Annotated in this window: 16 protein-coding genes and 1 pseudogene; 5 read left to right on the top strand and 12 right to left on the bottom strand. The window is 70.3% G+C overall.

What is annotated here, in order from left to right:
• Nucleotides 1-23: 23 nt before the first annotated feature.
• Nucleotides 24-377, top strand: coding sequence for a VOC family protein (locus tag HALOF300_RS18305; RefSeq protein ID WP_156742340.1), 354 nt, complete (start codon nucleotides 24-26; stop codon nucleotides 375-377).
• Nucleotides 378-392: 15 nt separating this feature from the next.
• Here the strand turns inward: HALOF300_RS18305 and HALOF300_RS18310 are convergent, their stop codons facing one another.
• From HALOF300_RS18310 to HALOF300_RS18320, 3 genes are all read right to left on the bottom strand, one after another.
• Nucleotides 393-1,496 carry a branched-chain amino acid aminotransferase gene (locus HALOF300_RS18310; protein ID WP_156742341.1) on the bottom strand — a complete coding sequence of 368 codons (1,104 nt, stop codon included), beginning with the start codon at nucleotides 1,494-1,496 and terminating at the stop codon, nucleotides 393-395.
• 107 nt (nucleotides 1,497-1,603) lie between these two features.
• Nucleotides 1,604-2,647, bottom strand: coding sequence for a 3-isopropylmalate dehydrogenase (locus HALOF300_RS18315; RefSeq protein ID WP_156742342.1), 1,044 nt, complete (start codon nucleotides 2,645-2,647; stop codon nucleotides 1,604-1,606).
• 142 nt (nucleotides 2,648-2,789) lie between these two features.
• Nucleotides 2,790-3,251, bottom strand: a complete 462-nt coding sequence (locus HALOF300_RS18320) for an ASCH domain-containing protein (RefSeq protein WP_156742343.1) — start codon at nucleotides 3,249-3,251, stop codon at nucleotides 2,790-2,792.
• Nucleotides 3,252-3,379: 128 nt separating this feature from the next.
• Here HALOF300_RS18320 and HALOF300_RS18325 point away from each other — a divergent pair, with 128 nt between their 5' ends.
• Entirely contained in the window at nucleotides 3,380-3,793 is a 414-nt protein-coding gene (locus tag HALOF300_RS18325; protein ID WP_197522661.1) for a DUF4870 domain-containing protein, read from the top strand.
• A 16-nt stretch (nucleotides 3,794-3,809) separates the two neighbouring features.
• On the opposite strand, the gene HALOF300_RS18330 is transcribed toward HALOF300_RS18325, so the two are convergent.
• The 6 genes from HALOF300_RS18330 to ilvD all read right to left on the bottom strand — a co-directional run bounded on the left by HALOF300_RS18330 (nucleotide 3,810) and on the right by ilvD (nucleotide 10,893).
• Nucleotides 3,810-4,403 (bottom strand): hypothetical protein, encoded by a 594-nt coding sequence (locus HALOF300_RS18330; RefSeq protein WP_156742345.1) that lies wholly within the window; start codon nucleotides 4,401-4,403, stop codon nucleotides 3,810-3,812.
• A 208-nt stretch (nucleotides 4,404-4,611) separates the two neighbouring features.
• Nucleotides 4,612-5,640 carry a ketol-acid reductoisomerase gene (ilvC, locus tag HALOF300_RS18335; RefSeq protein ID WP_154794957.1) on the bottom strand — a complete coding sequence of 343 codons (1,029 nt, stop codon included), beginning with the start codon at nucleotides 5,638-5,640 and terminating at the stop codon, nucleotides 4,612-4,614.
• 65 nt (nucleotides 5,641-5,705) lie between these two features.
• The gene (gene ilvN / locus HALOF300_RS18340; protein ID WP_156742346.1) at nucleotides 5,706-6,230 is read right to left on the bottom strand and encodes an acetolactate synthase small subunit; all 525 of its coding nucleotides are present in this window, start codon (nucleotides 6,228-6,230) and stop codon (nucleotides 5,706-5,708) included.
• Nucleotides 6,231-6,241: 11 nt separating this feature from the next.
• On the bottom strand, nucleotides 6,242-8,086 hold the full coding sequence (locus tag HALOF300_RS18345) for an acetolactate synthase large subunit (protein WP_156742347.1): 1,845 nt from the start codon (nucleotides 8,084-8,086) through the stop codon (nucleotides 6,242-6,244).
• A 277-nt stretch (nucleotides 8,087-8,363) separates the two neighbouring features.
• Nucleotides 8,364-9,038, bottom strand: coding sequence for a 4a-hydroxytetrahydrobiopterin dehydratase (locus HALOF300_RS18350; protein WP_156742348.1), 675 nt, complete (start codon nucleotides 9,036-9,038; stop codon nucleotides 8,364-8,366).
• 121 nt (nucleotides 9,039-9,159) lie between these two features.
• A complete protein-coding gene (gene ilvD, locus HALOF300_RS18355) occupies nucleotides 9,160-10,893 on the bottom strand; it encodes a dihydroxy-acid dehydratase (RefSeq protein WP_156742349.1) in 1,734 nt (577 codons plus the stop codon).
• 214 nt (nucleotides 10,894-11,107) lie between these two features.
• Here ilvD and HALOF300_RS18360 point away from each other — a divergent pair, with 214 nt between their 5' ends.
• The 3 genes from HALOF300_RS18360 to HALOF300_RS18370 all read left to right on the top strand — a co-directional run bounded on the left by HALOF300_RS18360 (nucleotide 11,108) and on the right by HALOF300_RS18370 (nucleotide 13,035).
• Complete coding sequence (locus HALOF300_RS18360) at nucleotides 11,108-11,617, top strand: aromatic ring-opening dioxygenase LigA (protein WP_231955572.1); 510 nt, start codon at nucleotides 11,108-11,110, stop codon at nucleotides 11,615-11,617.
• Between the two features lie 71 nt (nucleotides 11,618-11,688).
• Nucleotides 11,689-12,327, top strand: a complete 639-nt coding sequence (locus tag HALOF300_RS18365; protein ID WP_231955574.1) for an alpha/beta hydrolase family protein — start codon at nucleotides 11,689-11,691, stop codon at nucleotides 12,325-12,327.
• A gap of 132 nt (nucleotides 12,328-12,459) precedes the next feature.
• Nucleotides 12,460-13,035: a DoxX family protein gene (locus tag HALOF300_RS18370; protein WP_156742350.1), complete on the top strand. Its 576-nt coding sequence runs from the start codon at nucleotides 12,460-12,462 to the stop codon at nucleotides 13,033-13,035.
• Nucleotides 13,036-13,185: 150 nt separating this feature from the next.
• Here HALOF300_RS18370 and HALOF300_RS18375 read toward each other — a convergent pair whose 3' ends face one another.
• From HALOF300_RS18375 to HALOF300_RS18385, 3 genes and pseudogenes are all read right to left on the bottom strand, one after another.
• On the bottom strand, nucleotides 13,186-14,031 hold the full coding sequence (locus tag HALOF300_RS18375) for a DUF4097 family beta strand repeat-containing protein (RefSeq protein WP_156742351.1): 846 nt from the start codon (nucleotides 14,029-14,031) through the stop codon (nucleotides 13,186-13,188).
• Nucleotides 14,032-14,076: 45 nt separating this feature from the next.
• Nucleotides 14,077-14,223 (bottom strand): hypothetical protein, encoded by a 147-nt coding sequence (locus tag HALOF300_RS18380; protein WP_156742352.1) that lies wholly within the window; start codon nucleotides 14,221-14,223, stop codon nucleotides 14,077-14,079.
• An 11-nt stretch (nucleotides 14,224-14,234) separates the two neighbouring features.
• A pseudogene (locus HALOF300_RS18385) lies at nucleotides 14,235-14,471 on the bottom strand (histidine kinase); the annotation flags it as partial.

Consider the following 14,471-nt stretch of genomic DNA (forward strand, 5'->3'; position numbering starts at 1 on the left):
CCCGAGCCGAGCGGAGTTCACCCATGACCGTCACCCAGATCATCGCCGACCTCAGGGTCGACGATCTCGACGAGGCCCGGCGCTTCTACGTCGACGGGCTCGGCCTGACCGAACAACCCCTCGGCCTTGACTGGGTCACCCGCTTCGTCGACCCCGGCACCGGCGCCGCCGTGCAGGTGCTGACCCGCGACGCGACCGCGCCCGAGGACCCCGCGGCGTCGGTCAAGGTCGACGACGTCCACGCAACGTACGCATCGCTACGCCAGGCCGGCTACGAGATCGTCCACCCGCTCACGACCGAGCCGTGGGGCGTCGTCCGGTTCTTCGTCCGCACGCCCGACGGCACGGTCCTCAACATCGTCCAGCACCACACTTGACCGCCGGACGAGGACTCAGACGAGCCGCGTCATCCAGCCGTAGGTGTCATCGTGCCGCCCGTACTGCAGGTCGGTGAGCAGCCCGTACAGCTCGTTCGTGACCGTCCCGGCCGCCCCGTCGCCGACGGTGAGGTCGAACCCGGTGCCCTTGAGCACACCGATGGGCGTGATCACGGCGGCCGTTCCGCACGCGAAGATCTCGGTGATCTCTCCCGACGCCACCCCGGCCTTGACCTCCTCCAGCGTGATCGCGCGCTCGTGCACGTCGTGCCCGGCGTCGGTGACCAGCTGCAGGATCGACTGGCGGGTAACGCCCTCGAGGATCGTCCCGGTCAGCGCCGGCGTGTGCACGGCACCGTCGGCGGTGACGATGAACATGTTCATCCCGCCGAGCTCCTCGAGGTAGGTGTTCGTGGCCGCATCGAGGAAGCAGACCTGCTGGCAGCCGTGCTCGTACGCCTGCTGCTGCGGGAGCAGACTGGCCGCGTAGTTCCCGCCGCACTTGGCCGCGCCGGTGCCGCCCGGCCCCGCGCGGTGGTACTCCTCGGCCACCCAGATCGAGACCGGCGTGAAGCCGGACGTGAAGTACGGCCCCGACGGCGACGCGATCACCAGGTACTCGACCCGGCGCGCCGCGCGGACGCCGAGGAATGCTTCGGAGGCGAACATGTACGGCCGCAGGTACAGCGAGGATCCTGGCGCGTTCGGCACCCACTCCATGTCCGTACGGACCAACTGCCTGATCGAGTCGAGGAAGTCCGCCTCGCTCAGTTCCGGCAGTGCCAGCCGCCGCGCGCTCTGCGCGAACCGGGCCGCGTTCGCCTCGGGCCGGAACGCCCAGACGGTGCCGTCCTCGTGCCGGTAGGCCTTCAGCCCTTCGAAGATCTCCTGCGCGTAGTGCAGCACCGCCGCGGCCGGGTCCAGGCTGAGCGGGCCGTACGCCTCGATGCGTCGGTCGTGCCAGCCCTGATCTGTGGTCCACGTCGCGTGGGCCATGTGATCGGAGAAGACGGTTCCGAACCCCAGCTCGATCAGCGCGGCGGCGCGCTGCTCGCGGGTGCGGGGGTGCGACGTCGGCCGCACCTCGAACGTCGTCTCCTGTTGCGTGTCGTTGCTCATCGTGCCTCTCCACCGTGGGTTGCGAGTATGACGGTAGCCCTACTGGGCCGATTCCGGCGTCAGTAGGGTGAGCGAGGCGCGCCCCGGCAGGGGCGGGTCCGCCTCGCTCAGCCGGCTACTCGGGCGGCGAGCGCGTCGCCGATCTCAACGGTGGTGCGCGGCGACCCGTCGCGCGCGGCGATGTCCGCGGTGACGGCGTCGGAGATGCGCGTGGCCTGCTCGGGCAGACCGAGGTGCTCCAGCAGCAGCGCGACGGACAGCACGGCCGCCGTCGGGTCTGCCTTGGACTGGCCGGCGATGTCCGGCGCGGAGCCGTGCACGGGCTCGAACATGGACGGGAACGCGCCGCTGGGGTTGACGTTGCCTGAGGCCGCGAGCCCGATGCCACCGGTGATCGCCGCAGCGAGGTCGGTGATGATGTCGCCGAACAGGTTGTCGGTCACGATCACGTCGAACCGGGCCGGGTCGGTGACCATGTAGATGGTCGCCGCGTCCACGTGCGCGTAGTCGACGGCGATCTCCGGGAACTCCGCGGCGACGGCGTCCACGGTGCGCCGCCACAGGTGGCCGGCGTTGACGAGCACGTTGTGCTTGTGCACGAGGGTGAGCTTCTTGCGGGGCCGGGCCTGGGCGCGCGCGAACGCGTCCCGTACCACCCGCTCGACGCCGAACGCGGTGTTCACGCTGACCTCGGTCGCGATCTCGTGCGGCGTGCCCACCCGCAGCGCCCCGCCGTTGCCGGTGTAGGGGCCTTCGGTGCCTTCCCGCACCACCACGAAGTCCACGTCGCCCGGGTTCGCGAGCGGCGTCGGCACCCCGGGGTACAGGCGCGAGGGGCGCAGGTTCACGTAGTGGTCCAGGGCGAACCGGAGCTTGAGCAGCAGGCCGCGCTCGAGCACGCCGCTGGGCACGGTCGGGTCCCCGACGGCGCCGAGGAGGATCGCGTCGTGCGTGCTGATCGCGGCCAGGTCGTCCTCGGTGAGCGTCTCGCCGGTCTCGTGCCAGCGCTTCGCGCCGAGCTCGAACTCCGTGCGCTCCACGGTGACGTCGCTGCCAGCCAGGACGACGTCGAGGACCTTCAGGCCCTCGGCGACCACCTCGGGTCCGATTCCGTCACCTGCAACGACTGCGAGCTTGATGGTTCGTGCCATGGTTCCCAGCCTACCCATCGGTCCCACGGTATGGACATGCCGTCTCGCATGTTGACCGGAGCGTGGGGGGTGCGTCGCGTGTTCACGGCCCGACGGCGGGGGCCGCGTCGCGTCGTGAACGCCCCCGACGGCGCGGGGTCGGTCAGGCGGGCGGCGTGCGCCGCTTCGGCGGCTTGGGGTAGACGGCCTCGAAGCGTTCGACGAGGACCTCGGTCCCGTTGGGCAGGGGGTCGCCGCCGGGCGTCAGCCCGGCCGCCGCACCGACGCCTGCTCCGTCCCCGACCGCCTGCCGCGCCACCGCGGTGGTGCGGATGAGTACGCGGGGTTCGCCTCCGCCGTCGAGCAGGATGGAGAGGTCCCCGATCTCCGGCGCGGGCTCGTCACCCAGGTCGGCCACCGTCACCACGATCGTGGTCCGGGTGCCGGCGAGGACCTCGGCCACGAACTCGTCCGCGGTGGCGCGGTCGTCGGAGAAGGACCATGCGGGCGGCGGGATCGTGTCCCGCGGCGCCTGCCCGACGAACAGCTCGAGCCGGGTCACCTTGCCCTTGAGCCGGGCGACGCGCCAGAACCGGTCGATCGCGTCGTCCTGCTCGGTGTCCATCCGGCCAGTCTGCCGTACGCGTCGGTGCCCGGGTCACACCCGCGGACGAGACGCACTCCGCCCTGCGGCGTATCGACAGGGTGGCGCGGATGCGGAACGCTGGGTTCACCATCGTTGAAGGAGTGCCCGTGAGCCAGAACCCGCCATACACCCCGCCGCCCGGCGCCCCGTACCAGCCGCCGGCCAACGACAGCAGCAACAAGACGATCGCGATCCTGGCGCACCTGTCCCCCATCATCGCCATGGTCCTGTCCGCCGGACTCATCAGTTTCCTGGGGCCGCTGCTGGTGTGGCTGATCTGGAAGGACCGCGGCCCGCTGGTCCGCAACGCCGCCGCGAGCGCGTTCAACTTCAACATCACGGTGTGGGTGGTGACGATCGTCGGGTGGATCTGCTTCATCACGATCGTCCTGATCCCGCTCGCGATCGTTCTCTGGGCGGTCGTCTGGATCGCCCAGATCGTGCTCTCGATCATCGGCGCGATGCGCGCCAGCAACGGCGAGGTGTACCGCTACCCGTTCCAGGTGCCGATCCTGAAATGAGCGCCGGGCGGCCGGCTCAGAGGGTGCCGGTCGCCCGTAGCGGGAGCAGGATCAGGAAGGCGGCCCAGCTCCCGATGCTGAGCCAGAGGTTCACGGTCAGCATGCCAACGGTCTCGCCTATCGCGGGCGGCACGAACCACCGCGCCCGGTCGAAGGACTCGATGTGGTTGTTCACGTGGTCCGGGATCGTGATCACCCCCCACAGCGCGCGCAGGCGGCGAATCAGCCGCAGGCCGCCGCGCTCGGCGAGGTCGGCTATCCGCGCCAGGATCTCGAGCGAGACGTCCATGAGGTCGAAGAGCCCGGTGAACTGCGTCGCCAGTTCGGCCCTGTCGTCGGCGGCCCGCCAGTACTGCCGGACCCGGTGCAGGAACAGGACCGAGAACACGGCACCCGCGAGCGCCAGCGCGAGCAGGATCAGTCGGGTCCAGCCGTCGGCACCGACGGCGATCCAGGCGATCCCGATCAGCGGCACGACCGGTACCAGGCCGTAGAGGACGGCCGGGATCCGCAGGATCCGGAGCGCCACGGTCAATGGCCCGGACACCTGCGCGGCCGCCTCGTAGGCGGCCGTCCGCTCCGGATCGCGCTCCGACACAGACTCAGTCATGGGCCGAATCCTAGCCAGCCCGCCCGACACGCTTGAGACCGGACACCTCCCCCTGGACGGCCCCAATGGAATGGGCCGTCCCGGGGAAGGTGTCCGGTCTCAGTGGCGAAGAGGGAGCGTCAGCGTCCGGCGCTTCCCTCGGTACATATCACTCGGGAAGACACCTCCCGCTGACCACGCCGACCGCTCGTGCCTCGGGTCAGCTCCGTCAGCGTCCGGCGCTTCCCTCGGTGTAGTCCGCGTCGGAGGGCTTCACCCACGCGAACAGCTTGCGCAGCTCGCGGCCGGTGGCCTCGATCGGGTGCGCCTCGCCCTTGGCGCGGGCGGCCTTGAACTCCGGGGCGCCGGCGTCCTGGTCGTTGATGAATCGCTCCGCGAAGGCACCGTTCTGGATGTCGCCGAGGACGGCCTTCATGTTCTCCTTCACGTGCGGGTCGATCACGCGCGGGCCGGAGACGTAGTCCCCGTACTCGGCGGTGTCGGAGACGCTCCAACGCTGCTTGGCGATGCCACCCTCGTACATGAGGTCGACGATCAGCTTCAGCTCGTGGAGCACCTCGAAGTAGGCGACCTCGGGCTGGTAGCCGGCCTCGGTCAGGGTCTCGAAACCGTACTGCACCAGCTGGGACGCACCACCGCAGAGGACGGCCTGCTCACCGAACAGGTCGGTCTCGGTCTCCTCGGTGAAGGTGGTCTTGATGCCGGCGGCGCGCAGGCCACCGATCGCCTTGGCGTAGGACAGGGCGAGCGGCCACGCGTTGCCGGTCACGTCCTGCTCGACGGCGACGATCACCGGCACCCCGCGACCGTCCGCGTACTCGCGGCGGACCAGGTGACCCGGGCCCTTGGGGGCGACCATGATGACGTCGACGGTGTCCTTCGGCTTGATGTAGCCGTAGCGGATGTTGAAGCCGTGCCCGAAGACGAGCGTCGCGCCGTCGGCCAGGTTCGGAGCGATCTCGTCCGCGTACACGTGCCGCTGCACCTGGTCCGGTGCGAGCACGACGACGACGTCCGCCTCCTTGACGGCGTCGGCGACGCCTCGGACCTTCAGGCCCTCGTTCTCTGCCTTCTCACGCGAGGGCGAACCCTCGCGCAGACCGACGCGCACGTCCACGCCGGAGTCGCGCAGGTTCAGCGCGTGGGCGTGACCCTGGCTGCCGTAGCCGATGACGGCGACCTTCTTCGCAGCGATCAGGGACAGGTCGGCGTCGTCGTCGTAGAACAGCTCGGCCACAGTGGGTCTCCTTCGTTGAATTGCTGATTGTTCGGTTCGGGGTGATCTGGGGTGGGCGGGGACGCTCAGGCGGAGCGAGCGATCCGCTCCAGGGCGCGGTCCGTCATCGAACGGCCGCCGCGGCCGATGGCCACCGTGCCCGACTGGACGATCTCACGGATCCCGTGCGGTTCGAGCGCCGCGAGCAGCGCCTTGAGCTTGTCCTCGCCGCCGGTGGCCTCGATCGTGACGGCCTCGGGGCTGACGTCGACCACGTGGGCCCGGAACAGCTCGACGACCTGCAGCACCGCGGTGCGGGAGGCGTCGTCGGCCTTGACCTTGACCAGCAGCAGTTCGCGCTGGACCGAGGCGTTCGGGGCCAGTTCCACGATCTTGAGGACGTTCACCAGCTTGTTGAGCTGCTTGGTGACCTGCTCGAGCGGGTTGGACTCGACGTCGACCACGACCGTGATCCGGGAGATGTCCGGGTGCTCGGTGGGGCCGACGGCGAGGGAGTGGATGTTGAAGGCTCGCCTGGCGAACAGGGCCGAGACGCGGGTGAGCACGCCGGGCTTGTTCTCGACCAGGACGGAGAGCGTGTGTCGGGTCATCGTCTGTGGCCTCACTCGTCACGATCGAACGCCGGGCCGATGCCCTGCGCGTACTGGATGTCGTCGTTGCTCACGCCGGAGGGCACCATCGGCCACACCATGGCGTCGCGGCTGACCACGAAGTCCACGACCACGGGGCGGTCGTCGATCTCCTGCGCCTTGCGGATCGTCGCGTCGACATCCTTCGCGTTGTCGCACCGCAGGCCGACGCACCCGTACGCCTCGGCGAGCTTGACGAAGTCCGGGATGCGGGCCGTCTCGTGGCCGGTGTTCAGGTCCGTGTTGGAGTACCGCTGGTCGTAGAACAGCGTCTGCCACTGGCGGACCATCCCGAGCGAGGAGTTGTTGATGATCGCGACCTTGATCGGGATGTCGTCGAGGGCGCAGGTGGCCAGTTCCTGGTTGGTCATCTGGAAGCAGCCGTCGCCGTCGACCGCCCACACTGTCTTGTCCGGGGCGCCGACCTTCGCGCCCATCGCCGCCGGCACCGCGTAGCCCATGGTGCCCAGCCCGCCGGAGTTCAGCCACGTGCGTGGGTGCTCGTAGCGGATGAACTGCGCCGCCCACATCTGGTGCTGGCCGACACCGGCCGCGAAGATGGTCTCCGGGCCGGAGATCTCGCCGAGCCGGGAGATCACGTACTGCGGGGCGAGCAGGCCGTCCTCGGTGGGCGACCAGCCGAGCGGGTAGGTGGCGCGCAGCTCGTCGATCGTGTGCCACCACCCCTCCAGGTCCGGCTTCCCGTGCTGGGTCTGCTCCTGGGCGAGCTCGACGGTCAGGTCCGCGAGCACGTCCTTGAGGTCCCCGACGATCGGCACGTCCGCGAACCGGTTCTTGGAGATCTCGGCGGGGTCGATGTCCGCGTGCACGACCGTGGCACCCGGCGCGAAACTGTCCAGCCGGCCGGTGACGCGGTCGTCGAACCGGGCCCCGAGGGCGACCACGAGGTCCGCCTTCTGGAGTGCGGCCACCGCGGGGACGGTGCCGTGCATCCCGGGCATCCCGACGTTCTGCGGGTGCGAGTCGGGCAGCGCACCACGCGCCATCAGCGTGGTGACGACGGCCGCGCCGGAGAGGTTGGTCAGCTCGATCAGTTCGGCCGAGGCGTTCGCGCGGATCACACCGCCGCCGACGTACAGCACCGGACGGCGGGCGGTCGCCAGCAGCCGGGCCGCTTCCTTGATCTGCTTGATGTGCGGCTTGGTGATCGGGTGGTAGCCGGGGATGTCCAGCTCGGCGGGCGGCCAGGTGAAGGACGTCTCCGACTGCATGGCGCTCTTGGCGATGTCGACCAGCACAGGGCCGGGGCGGCCGGTGGAGGCGATGTGGAACGCCTCCGCGATCCGGGCCGGGATCTCGCTGGGGTCGGTGACCAGGAAGGAGTGCTTCGTGATCGGCATCGTGATGCCGACGATGTCCGCCTCCTGGAAGGCGTCCGTCCCGATCAGGGAGGCGCCGACCTGCCCGGTGATCGCCACCATCGGCACCGAGTCCATGTGCGCGTCGGCGATGGGCGTGACGAGGTTGGTGGCGCCGGGTCCGGAGGTCGCCATGCAGACCCCGACCCTTCCGGTGGCCGCCGCATAGCCCGCGGCGGCGTGGCCGGCGCCCTGCTCGTGGCGGACCAGGACGTGGCGGATCGAGGAGTCGAAGAGCGGGTCGTAGACCGGGAGGATGGCGCCGCCCGGGATCCCGAAGATGACGTCGGCACCGACGGACTCCAGGGACCGGACCACCGAGGCGGCCCCGGTCATCACCTCACCGACGACCGCGGGCGCGGCATTCGGTGCGGCTGCGGCCAGCGCCGGCTTGGGCGGCTGCGAACGAGGCGGCGTGGGATGCGGCACGTGTGCCATCGCTCCTCCTGTGCTCTCTCTTGCATGGGTGTGGGCAAACAAAAACCCCTCGTGCCCAGGGGGCGGTCGAGGGGTGCGCGCTCAGTGCAGGATCGTCGATCAGACGGTCGCGTGAGCGCGCCCGGTAAGTACTACGACGATCGCCGAACTGAACATGTTCCAGATAGTAGCCCCGGCTCACGCGATCCGTCACATCCATCCAGGTCACGTCTCACATATTGGGCCACGCGGCCACATCTTGGACGGTCCAGGGCTCGGCGCCCGGAGGCCGACCCGGTCAGTCCCGGGGCCGCCCGAACGCGGTGCACACGCAGGCCTCGTTGCCCTCGGGGTCGGCGAGCACCCAGAACGACGGCGCCGAGTGCGCACTGACCAGCGCTCCGCCGGCGTCCAGGGCGGCCTGCACCCGGGCCTCGGCGGCGTCGAGTGGCACCCACACGTCGATGTGGATCCGGTTGCGCTGTGGGCGCGGGGCGTCCATCTGCTGGAACCAGACGGCGGGATTGCCGTTCACCGGGTCCCCCAGCGCGTCCGCGTCGCCCTCGAACTCGGGCGGCATGTCGTCGTCGTAGCCGAGGACGGCCCGCCAGAACGGCAGCACGGCGGGGATGTCGAGCGCGTCGATCGCGATCTCCTGTACGGAGACCAGCGCCGGCTCCGGGGTCAGGCCGAGCTCAGCGGCGATCGCGCTGATCGTACGGGCCAGGTCGACGTCCAGCTCGGTGAGCCCGTCCGCCGAGTGGGTGGTGAGCACGACCGAGGTCCGGAAGTACCGCAGATCCAGGTCCGGGTGGTGGTCGGCCGCGTCCGCCGCCGCGCCCACCCGGGTCGCGAACGCGATGCCCTCGGCCAGCGACCCGGTCCGGAAGGTCGCGTGCAACGAGCGGATCAGCACCCGCCAGTCCTCGAGGCCGTCGAGTTCGGAAACTTCCTCAGCCGTCAGGGTGTCCATGCCTCTAGGCTGCCACCGCAACCGGCCACCGGCGAGGGCAGGCGCGTCCTGCTCACCTGGCGGTCCGGTCGGACGGCGATGCGCGCCGTCCGACCGGGCTCACATTCGAGGCGGAGCCGGCTCAGGAAAGCACGGCCCCCTGCGATGCCGAGCCGACGAGCTTGGCGTACTTGGCCAGGACGCCCCGCTTGAAGGCGTGGTCGAGCGGCGCCCAGCCCTGCTTGCGGGCCTCGAGCTCGGCGGGGTCGACGAGCAGGTCGAGCGTCTTGTTGGCCACGTCCAGACGGATCGGGTCGCCGTCCCGTACGAACGCGATCGGGCCGCCGTCGACCGCCTCGGGAGCCACGTGCCCGACGCACAGCCCGGTGGTGCCGCCGGAGAATCGGCCGTCGGTGAGCAGCAGCACGGTCTTGCCGAGCCCGGCGCCCTTGATGGCACCGGTGATCGCCAGCATCTCGCGCATCCCAGGACCACCCTTGGGGCCCTCGTACCGGATCACCACGACGTCGCCGTCGGTGATCGTGCCGTCCTCGAGCGCATCGAGCGCGGCGCGCTCCCGCTCGAACACGCGGGCGGTGCCCTCGAACACGTCGTCGTCGAAGCCCGCGGACTTGACCACGGCGCCGTCCGGGGCGAGCGAGCCGCCGAGGATCGTGATGCCGCCGGTGTGGTGGATCGGGTTGTCCAGGGCGCGCAGGATCTTGCCGTCCGGGTCCGGCGGGTTGATGTCCGCGAGGTTCTCCGCGACGGTCTTGCCGGTCACGGTGAGCGCGTCGCCGTGGATCAGGCCGGCGTCCAGAAGCGCCTTCATGATCACGGGCACACCGCCGATGCGGTCCACGTCGTACATCACGTAGCGGCCGAACGGCTTGAGGTCACCCAGGTGCGGAACCTTCGCAGCGATCCGGTCGAAGTCCGCGAGCGTCAGATCCACCTCCGCCTCGTTCGCGATGGCGAGCAGGTGCAGCACCGCGTTCGTGGACCCACCGAACGCCATCACCACGGCGATCGCGTTCTCGAACGCCTTCTTGGTCATGATGTCGCGTGCGGTGATGCCCTTGCGGAGCATCTCGACGACCGCCTCGCCGGAGAGGTGGGCGAAGTTGTCTCGGCGCCGGTCGGCCGACGGCGGCGCGGCCGATCCCGGCAGGGACATGCCCATCGCCTCGGCCACGGAGGCCATCGTGTTCGCGGTGTACATACCGCCGCAGGCACCTTCACCGGGGCAGATGGCCCGCTCGATCCGGTCCAGGTCTCCCTTGCTCATCAGGCCGCGGGAGCATGCGCCGACCGCCTCGAAGGCGTCGATCAGGGTGACGTCCTTCTCGGTGCCGTCCTCGAGCTTGACCCAGCCCGGCATGATCGAGCCGGCGTAGAGGAACACGCTGGCCAGGTCCAGGCGGGCGGCGGCCATGAGCATGCCCGGCAGCGACTTGTCGCAGCCGGCCAGCAGCACCGACCCGTCCAGCCGCTCCGCCATCATGACGGCCTCGACCGAGTCCGCGATGATGTCGCGGGACACCAGTGAGAAGTGCATCCCCTCGTGGCCCATCGAGATGCCGTCGGAGACGGAGATGGTGCCGAACTGCAGCGGGTAGCCGCCACCGGAGTGCACCCCCTCCTTCGCACCCTGGGCGAGCCGGTCCAGGGACAGGTTGCACGGCGTGATCTCGTTCCAGGAGCTGGCGATGCCGATCTGGGGTTTGACCCAGTCGCCGTCACCCATGCCGACGGCGCGCAGCATCCCGCGCGACGCCGTGGCCTCGATGCCGTCGGTGACCTGCCGGCTGCGCGGCTTGATGTCCGGAGTACTGGGGGTGCTACCCCCGGGCCCTGCGGTGGTGGGAGCAGTCATGCTTCGGATCATAGGACTCCGACGGCGATGCCGGCGCCGCTGGTCACCTCGCGGACCGCAGCACTGACGCTCGGAGCAGTTCTCGGCCATGATGTGGGGAGGCTCACAATGCGCCGGTGCCGCCGCCGGGACTTCCGGCCCGGGTCCGGCCCACACCGGTGCGAAACGATCAGGGCATCCGATCCAACAGCAGCTCACAACGAGGGGAACTCACATGAGCACCGACAGCACCACCACTGGAACCACCAGCCCGTCCGCCGCCACCGGTGGGGCCGCGAAGTTCGCCAGACTCACCGGATTGATCCTGCTCATCGCGGGCATCGTGTTCGTCCTCGCCGGAGGCACCACCTGGGTCGTCGTGACCTCCCAGCTGCAGGCCGAGGAGATCACGATCTCCGACGACGCCCGTTGGTTCGCCGGTCAGCAGGTGGGTGGTCCGTTCACCGCGTACTCGCAGGCCGACATCATCAACACCCACGCCCTGCACGCTACGGACGGTCGCACCTACGCCGAACTCGGCGCCGACATGGCCCAGGTCGAGGAGGGCAGCGCCGAGTACGAGGAACTCGCGGCCCAGCGCACCACCGTCATGAACGCCTCGTTCCTGCGTGCCTCTCTGTTCACCTCGGTGGTCGCCTATGGTGTCGCTGCGCTGGTCGTCGGCCTGGGCGTGCTGCTCGGGTTCGCCGGTGTCGCGTTCCGCAAGCTCGGCGCCACCGCCTGAGTCACGACCCAACACGGGCGCCGCGCGAGGTCGCGCGGCGCCCGTTGCGTGTGCTGGCTACGATCTCCCTCGTGGCAGCCAACCCCGATCCGATCGAGATCGTGACCAGCCACGGCCCGGCCCGGGTCCACCCGCGACCGGCCGACGGCACAGCCCGGATCGGTGCCCTGCTGCTCGGCCATGGCGCCGGCGGCGGGGTCGGCGCCCCGGACCTGATGGCCGCCACCTCCGCGGCCCGGACCGCCGGCCTGGACGTCTACCTGGTCGAGCAGCCGTACCGGGTCGCGGGGCGCCGCGCGCCCGCCCCCGCCCGACAGCTCGACACGGCGTGGCTCGAGGTGCTCGAGCACCTGCGCGCCGACCTTGTCGCCGACGTCCCGCTGGTGGTCGGCGGCCGGTCCTCCGGTGCCCGGGTCGCGTGCCGAACGGCGGCCGACGGCGGAGCCCGGGGCGTCCTGTGCCTCGCCTTCCCGCTGCATCCGCCGGGCCGTGCCGCGGACCCGAGCAAGTCCCGGCTGCCCGAGCTGGAGGCGGTCAGTGTGCCCGTGCTGATCGTCCAGGGCGAGCGCGACCCGTTCGGGATGCCGCCGGCCGGCCCCGGCCGGACGATCGTGACGCAGCCCGGCGACCATTCGCTGAAGGGCGACCTACCCGGCCTGCGGGCCGCCGTCGGGCAGTGGCTCAGCGATCTCCTGACGGTCGGGACCTAAGCCCCACCTACCGCGGTTTCCTGCGGGAGAAGTGGGGACATAGGCCCCACGCGCACCCGGTCCGCGGCCGGAAGAATTGCTTGTGAAGGGTCCACCAGATGAGGACCACGTCCCATAGAGGGGAACGAAATCATGAGCAAGACCATCGCACCCGCGGCCCCGGTCCACGAGGTCCGCACCGAGGAGGACATCGTCACCCGGCCGGGTGTGCGGAAGGTCCTCGCCGTCAGCCGTATCGTCATCGGGTTCACGTTCCTGTGGGCCTTCCTCGACAAGCTCTTCGGGCTGAACTACTCCACCCCGGCGGAGAACTCCTGGCTCAACGGCGGCACCCCCGCCCAGGGCTTCATCAACGGCATCGAGGGCCCGTTCGCCGGATTCTTCGGCCTCTTCGCGAACCCGTTCGGCGACTTCCTGTTCATGTTCGCTCTGCTCGGCATCGGGATCGCCATGATCGGCGGTGCAGGCCTGCGGATCGCTGCGGTGGGTGGCACGCTCCTCATGCTGTTCATGTTCCTGGCCGAGTTCCCGACCGCCACCACGATCGTCGACGGCGAGGTCATCCGCGGAGCAACCAACCCGATCGTCGACTCGCACTGGCACGAGGCACTGCTGCTGATCATCGCCGCCGTGACACTGGCCGGCGACACCTGGGGCCTCGGCAAGTGGTGGTCGACCAAGATCGGCAAGCACACCTGGCTGCGCTGACACCGGCCGATCCGGACCTGAGGGGAATTGCCCACAACTGAATACGGAGCCCTTCGGCTCCCCCGCACTGCGGGTCCGCACCTATCCCCTCGGGTGCGGGCCCGCATCCATGTCTGCGGACCGGGTACGGACGGCACCGCTCGGGAGTGTTCAGGCGCGGCGGACCAGCACGTCCCCACTGACGGTCCGTAGCCGCAGCACCACGGCGCCGCCACCCTCGCCGTCGGGCCCGTCGCCCGGCGTGAGTTCGCTGCGGACGCTGCCGGAGATCGAGCTGCAGTCGAGCATCGCGGCGGTGCCGAGCGGGATCCCCACGACGATGTCGCCGGACGCCGTCTTCGCGGTGACCTCGCCATCGGCGGCACGGCGGACGATGAGGTCGCCCGAGCCGGTGCGCAGCCCGACCCGACCGGCGACCTCCTTGATCACGATGTCGCCGGAACCGGTCGCGGCGTCGACGTCCCGACCGGAGTCGACCCCGACGTCACCGGACCCGGTGCGGACCTCGAGGCTGCCGGCGGTCCCGACGTGCACGTCACCGGAGCCACTGACGACGTGGCCCGTGCCGACGCTGCCGATGCTGACGTCTCCGGAGCCGGACGTACCGTCGAGGTCCTCAGCACCGCGGATCTCGACGTCGCCGGAGCCGGACTTGACCCGGGCGCCCCCGAGCTGCCCGCTGGCGAGCACGTCACCGGATCCGGTCTCGACGTCCAGGTCGGATCCTGCGGGCACGTCGACCTCGATGCGCAGCCGCGCGGATCCGCCGAACAGCCGGGTGCGCGTCGAGGGCACCTCGATGCGGAGGTCACCACCCTCGAAGGTGACGCGCGTGGCCTCGGCGATCGCTGCGCCGTCGGATCCCCGGACGATCAGCCGCACGCGGGCCACGCTCGGGACGTCTGCGGGGTCCGCGGCGGCCAGGATCAGATCGCTGGCCCGCATCTTGGCGTGCACCCGGACGGGGCCGGTCACGGGGAACTCGTAGTCGGTCATCGCCGATCCTGCTCTCTTGGCTTCTCTGGACGAGGGGTGGTCGGGTTACAGGTTGTCGGTCGGTCGCGGCCGGGTCGTGCTGTTGCGGGTCCCCGTGCGCGGACGACGGCGGCGGTTCAGCCGGGCGAAGTCCTCCTGGATGGGTCCACCCATCCGGGTGGCGGCGATGGCGGCGTAGGCGTTGTCGAACATGTCGGGGCCTCTCAACGGACCCAGCCGGTCATGCGGCGACCGGTCTGGGTGAAGTTCTGGGTGGGCTGGTCCTGCGCCGGTGCGGCGAGGACCTTCTGGATGGTGCGGACCAACCAGGAGTTGACGCTCAGGCCCTCGGTCGAGGCGGCGTCGTCGACGCGTGTCTTCAGGCCCTCGGGCAGCCGCAGCGAGATGCGGGTCGTCGACCCGTCCTCGTCGGCCTCGGGCATCGGTGGCACGGGCGGGGC

Source organism: Occultella aeris (assembly GCF_902703175.1).
In the GTDB taxonomy this organism is placed as follows: domain Bacteria; phylum Actinomycetota; class Actinomycetes; order Actinomycetales; family Beutenbergiaceae; genus Occultella; species Occultella aeris.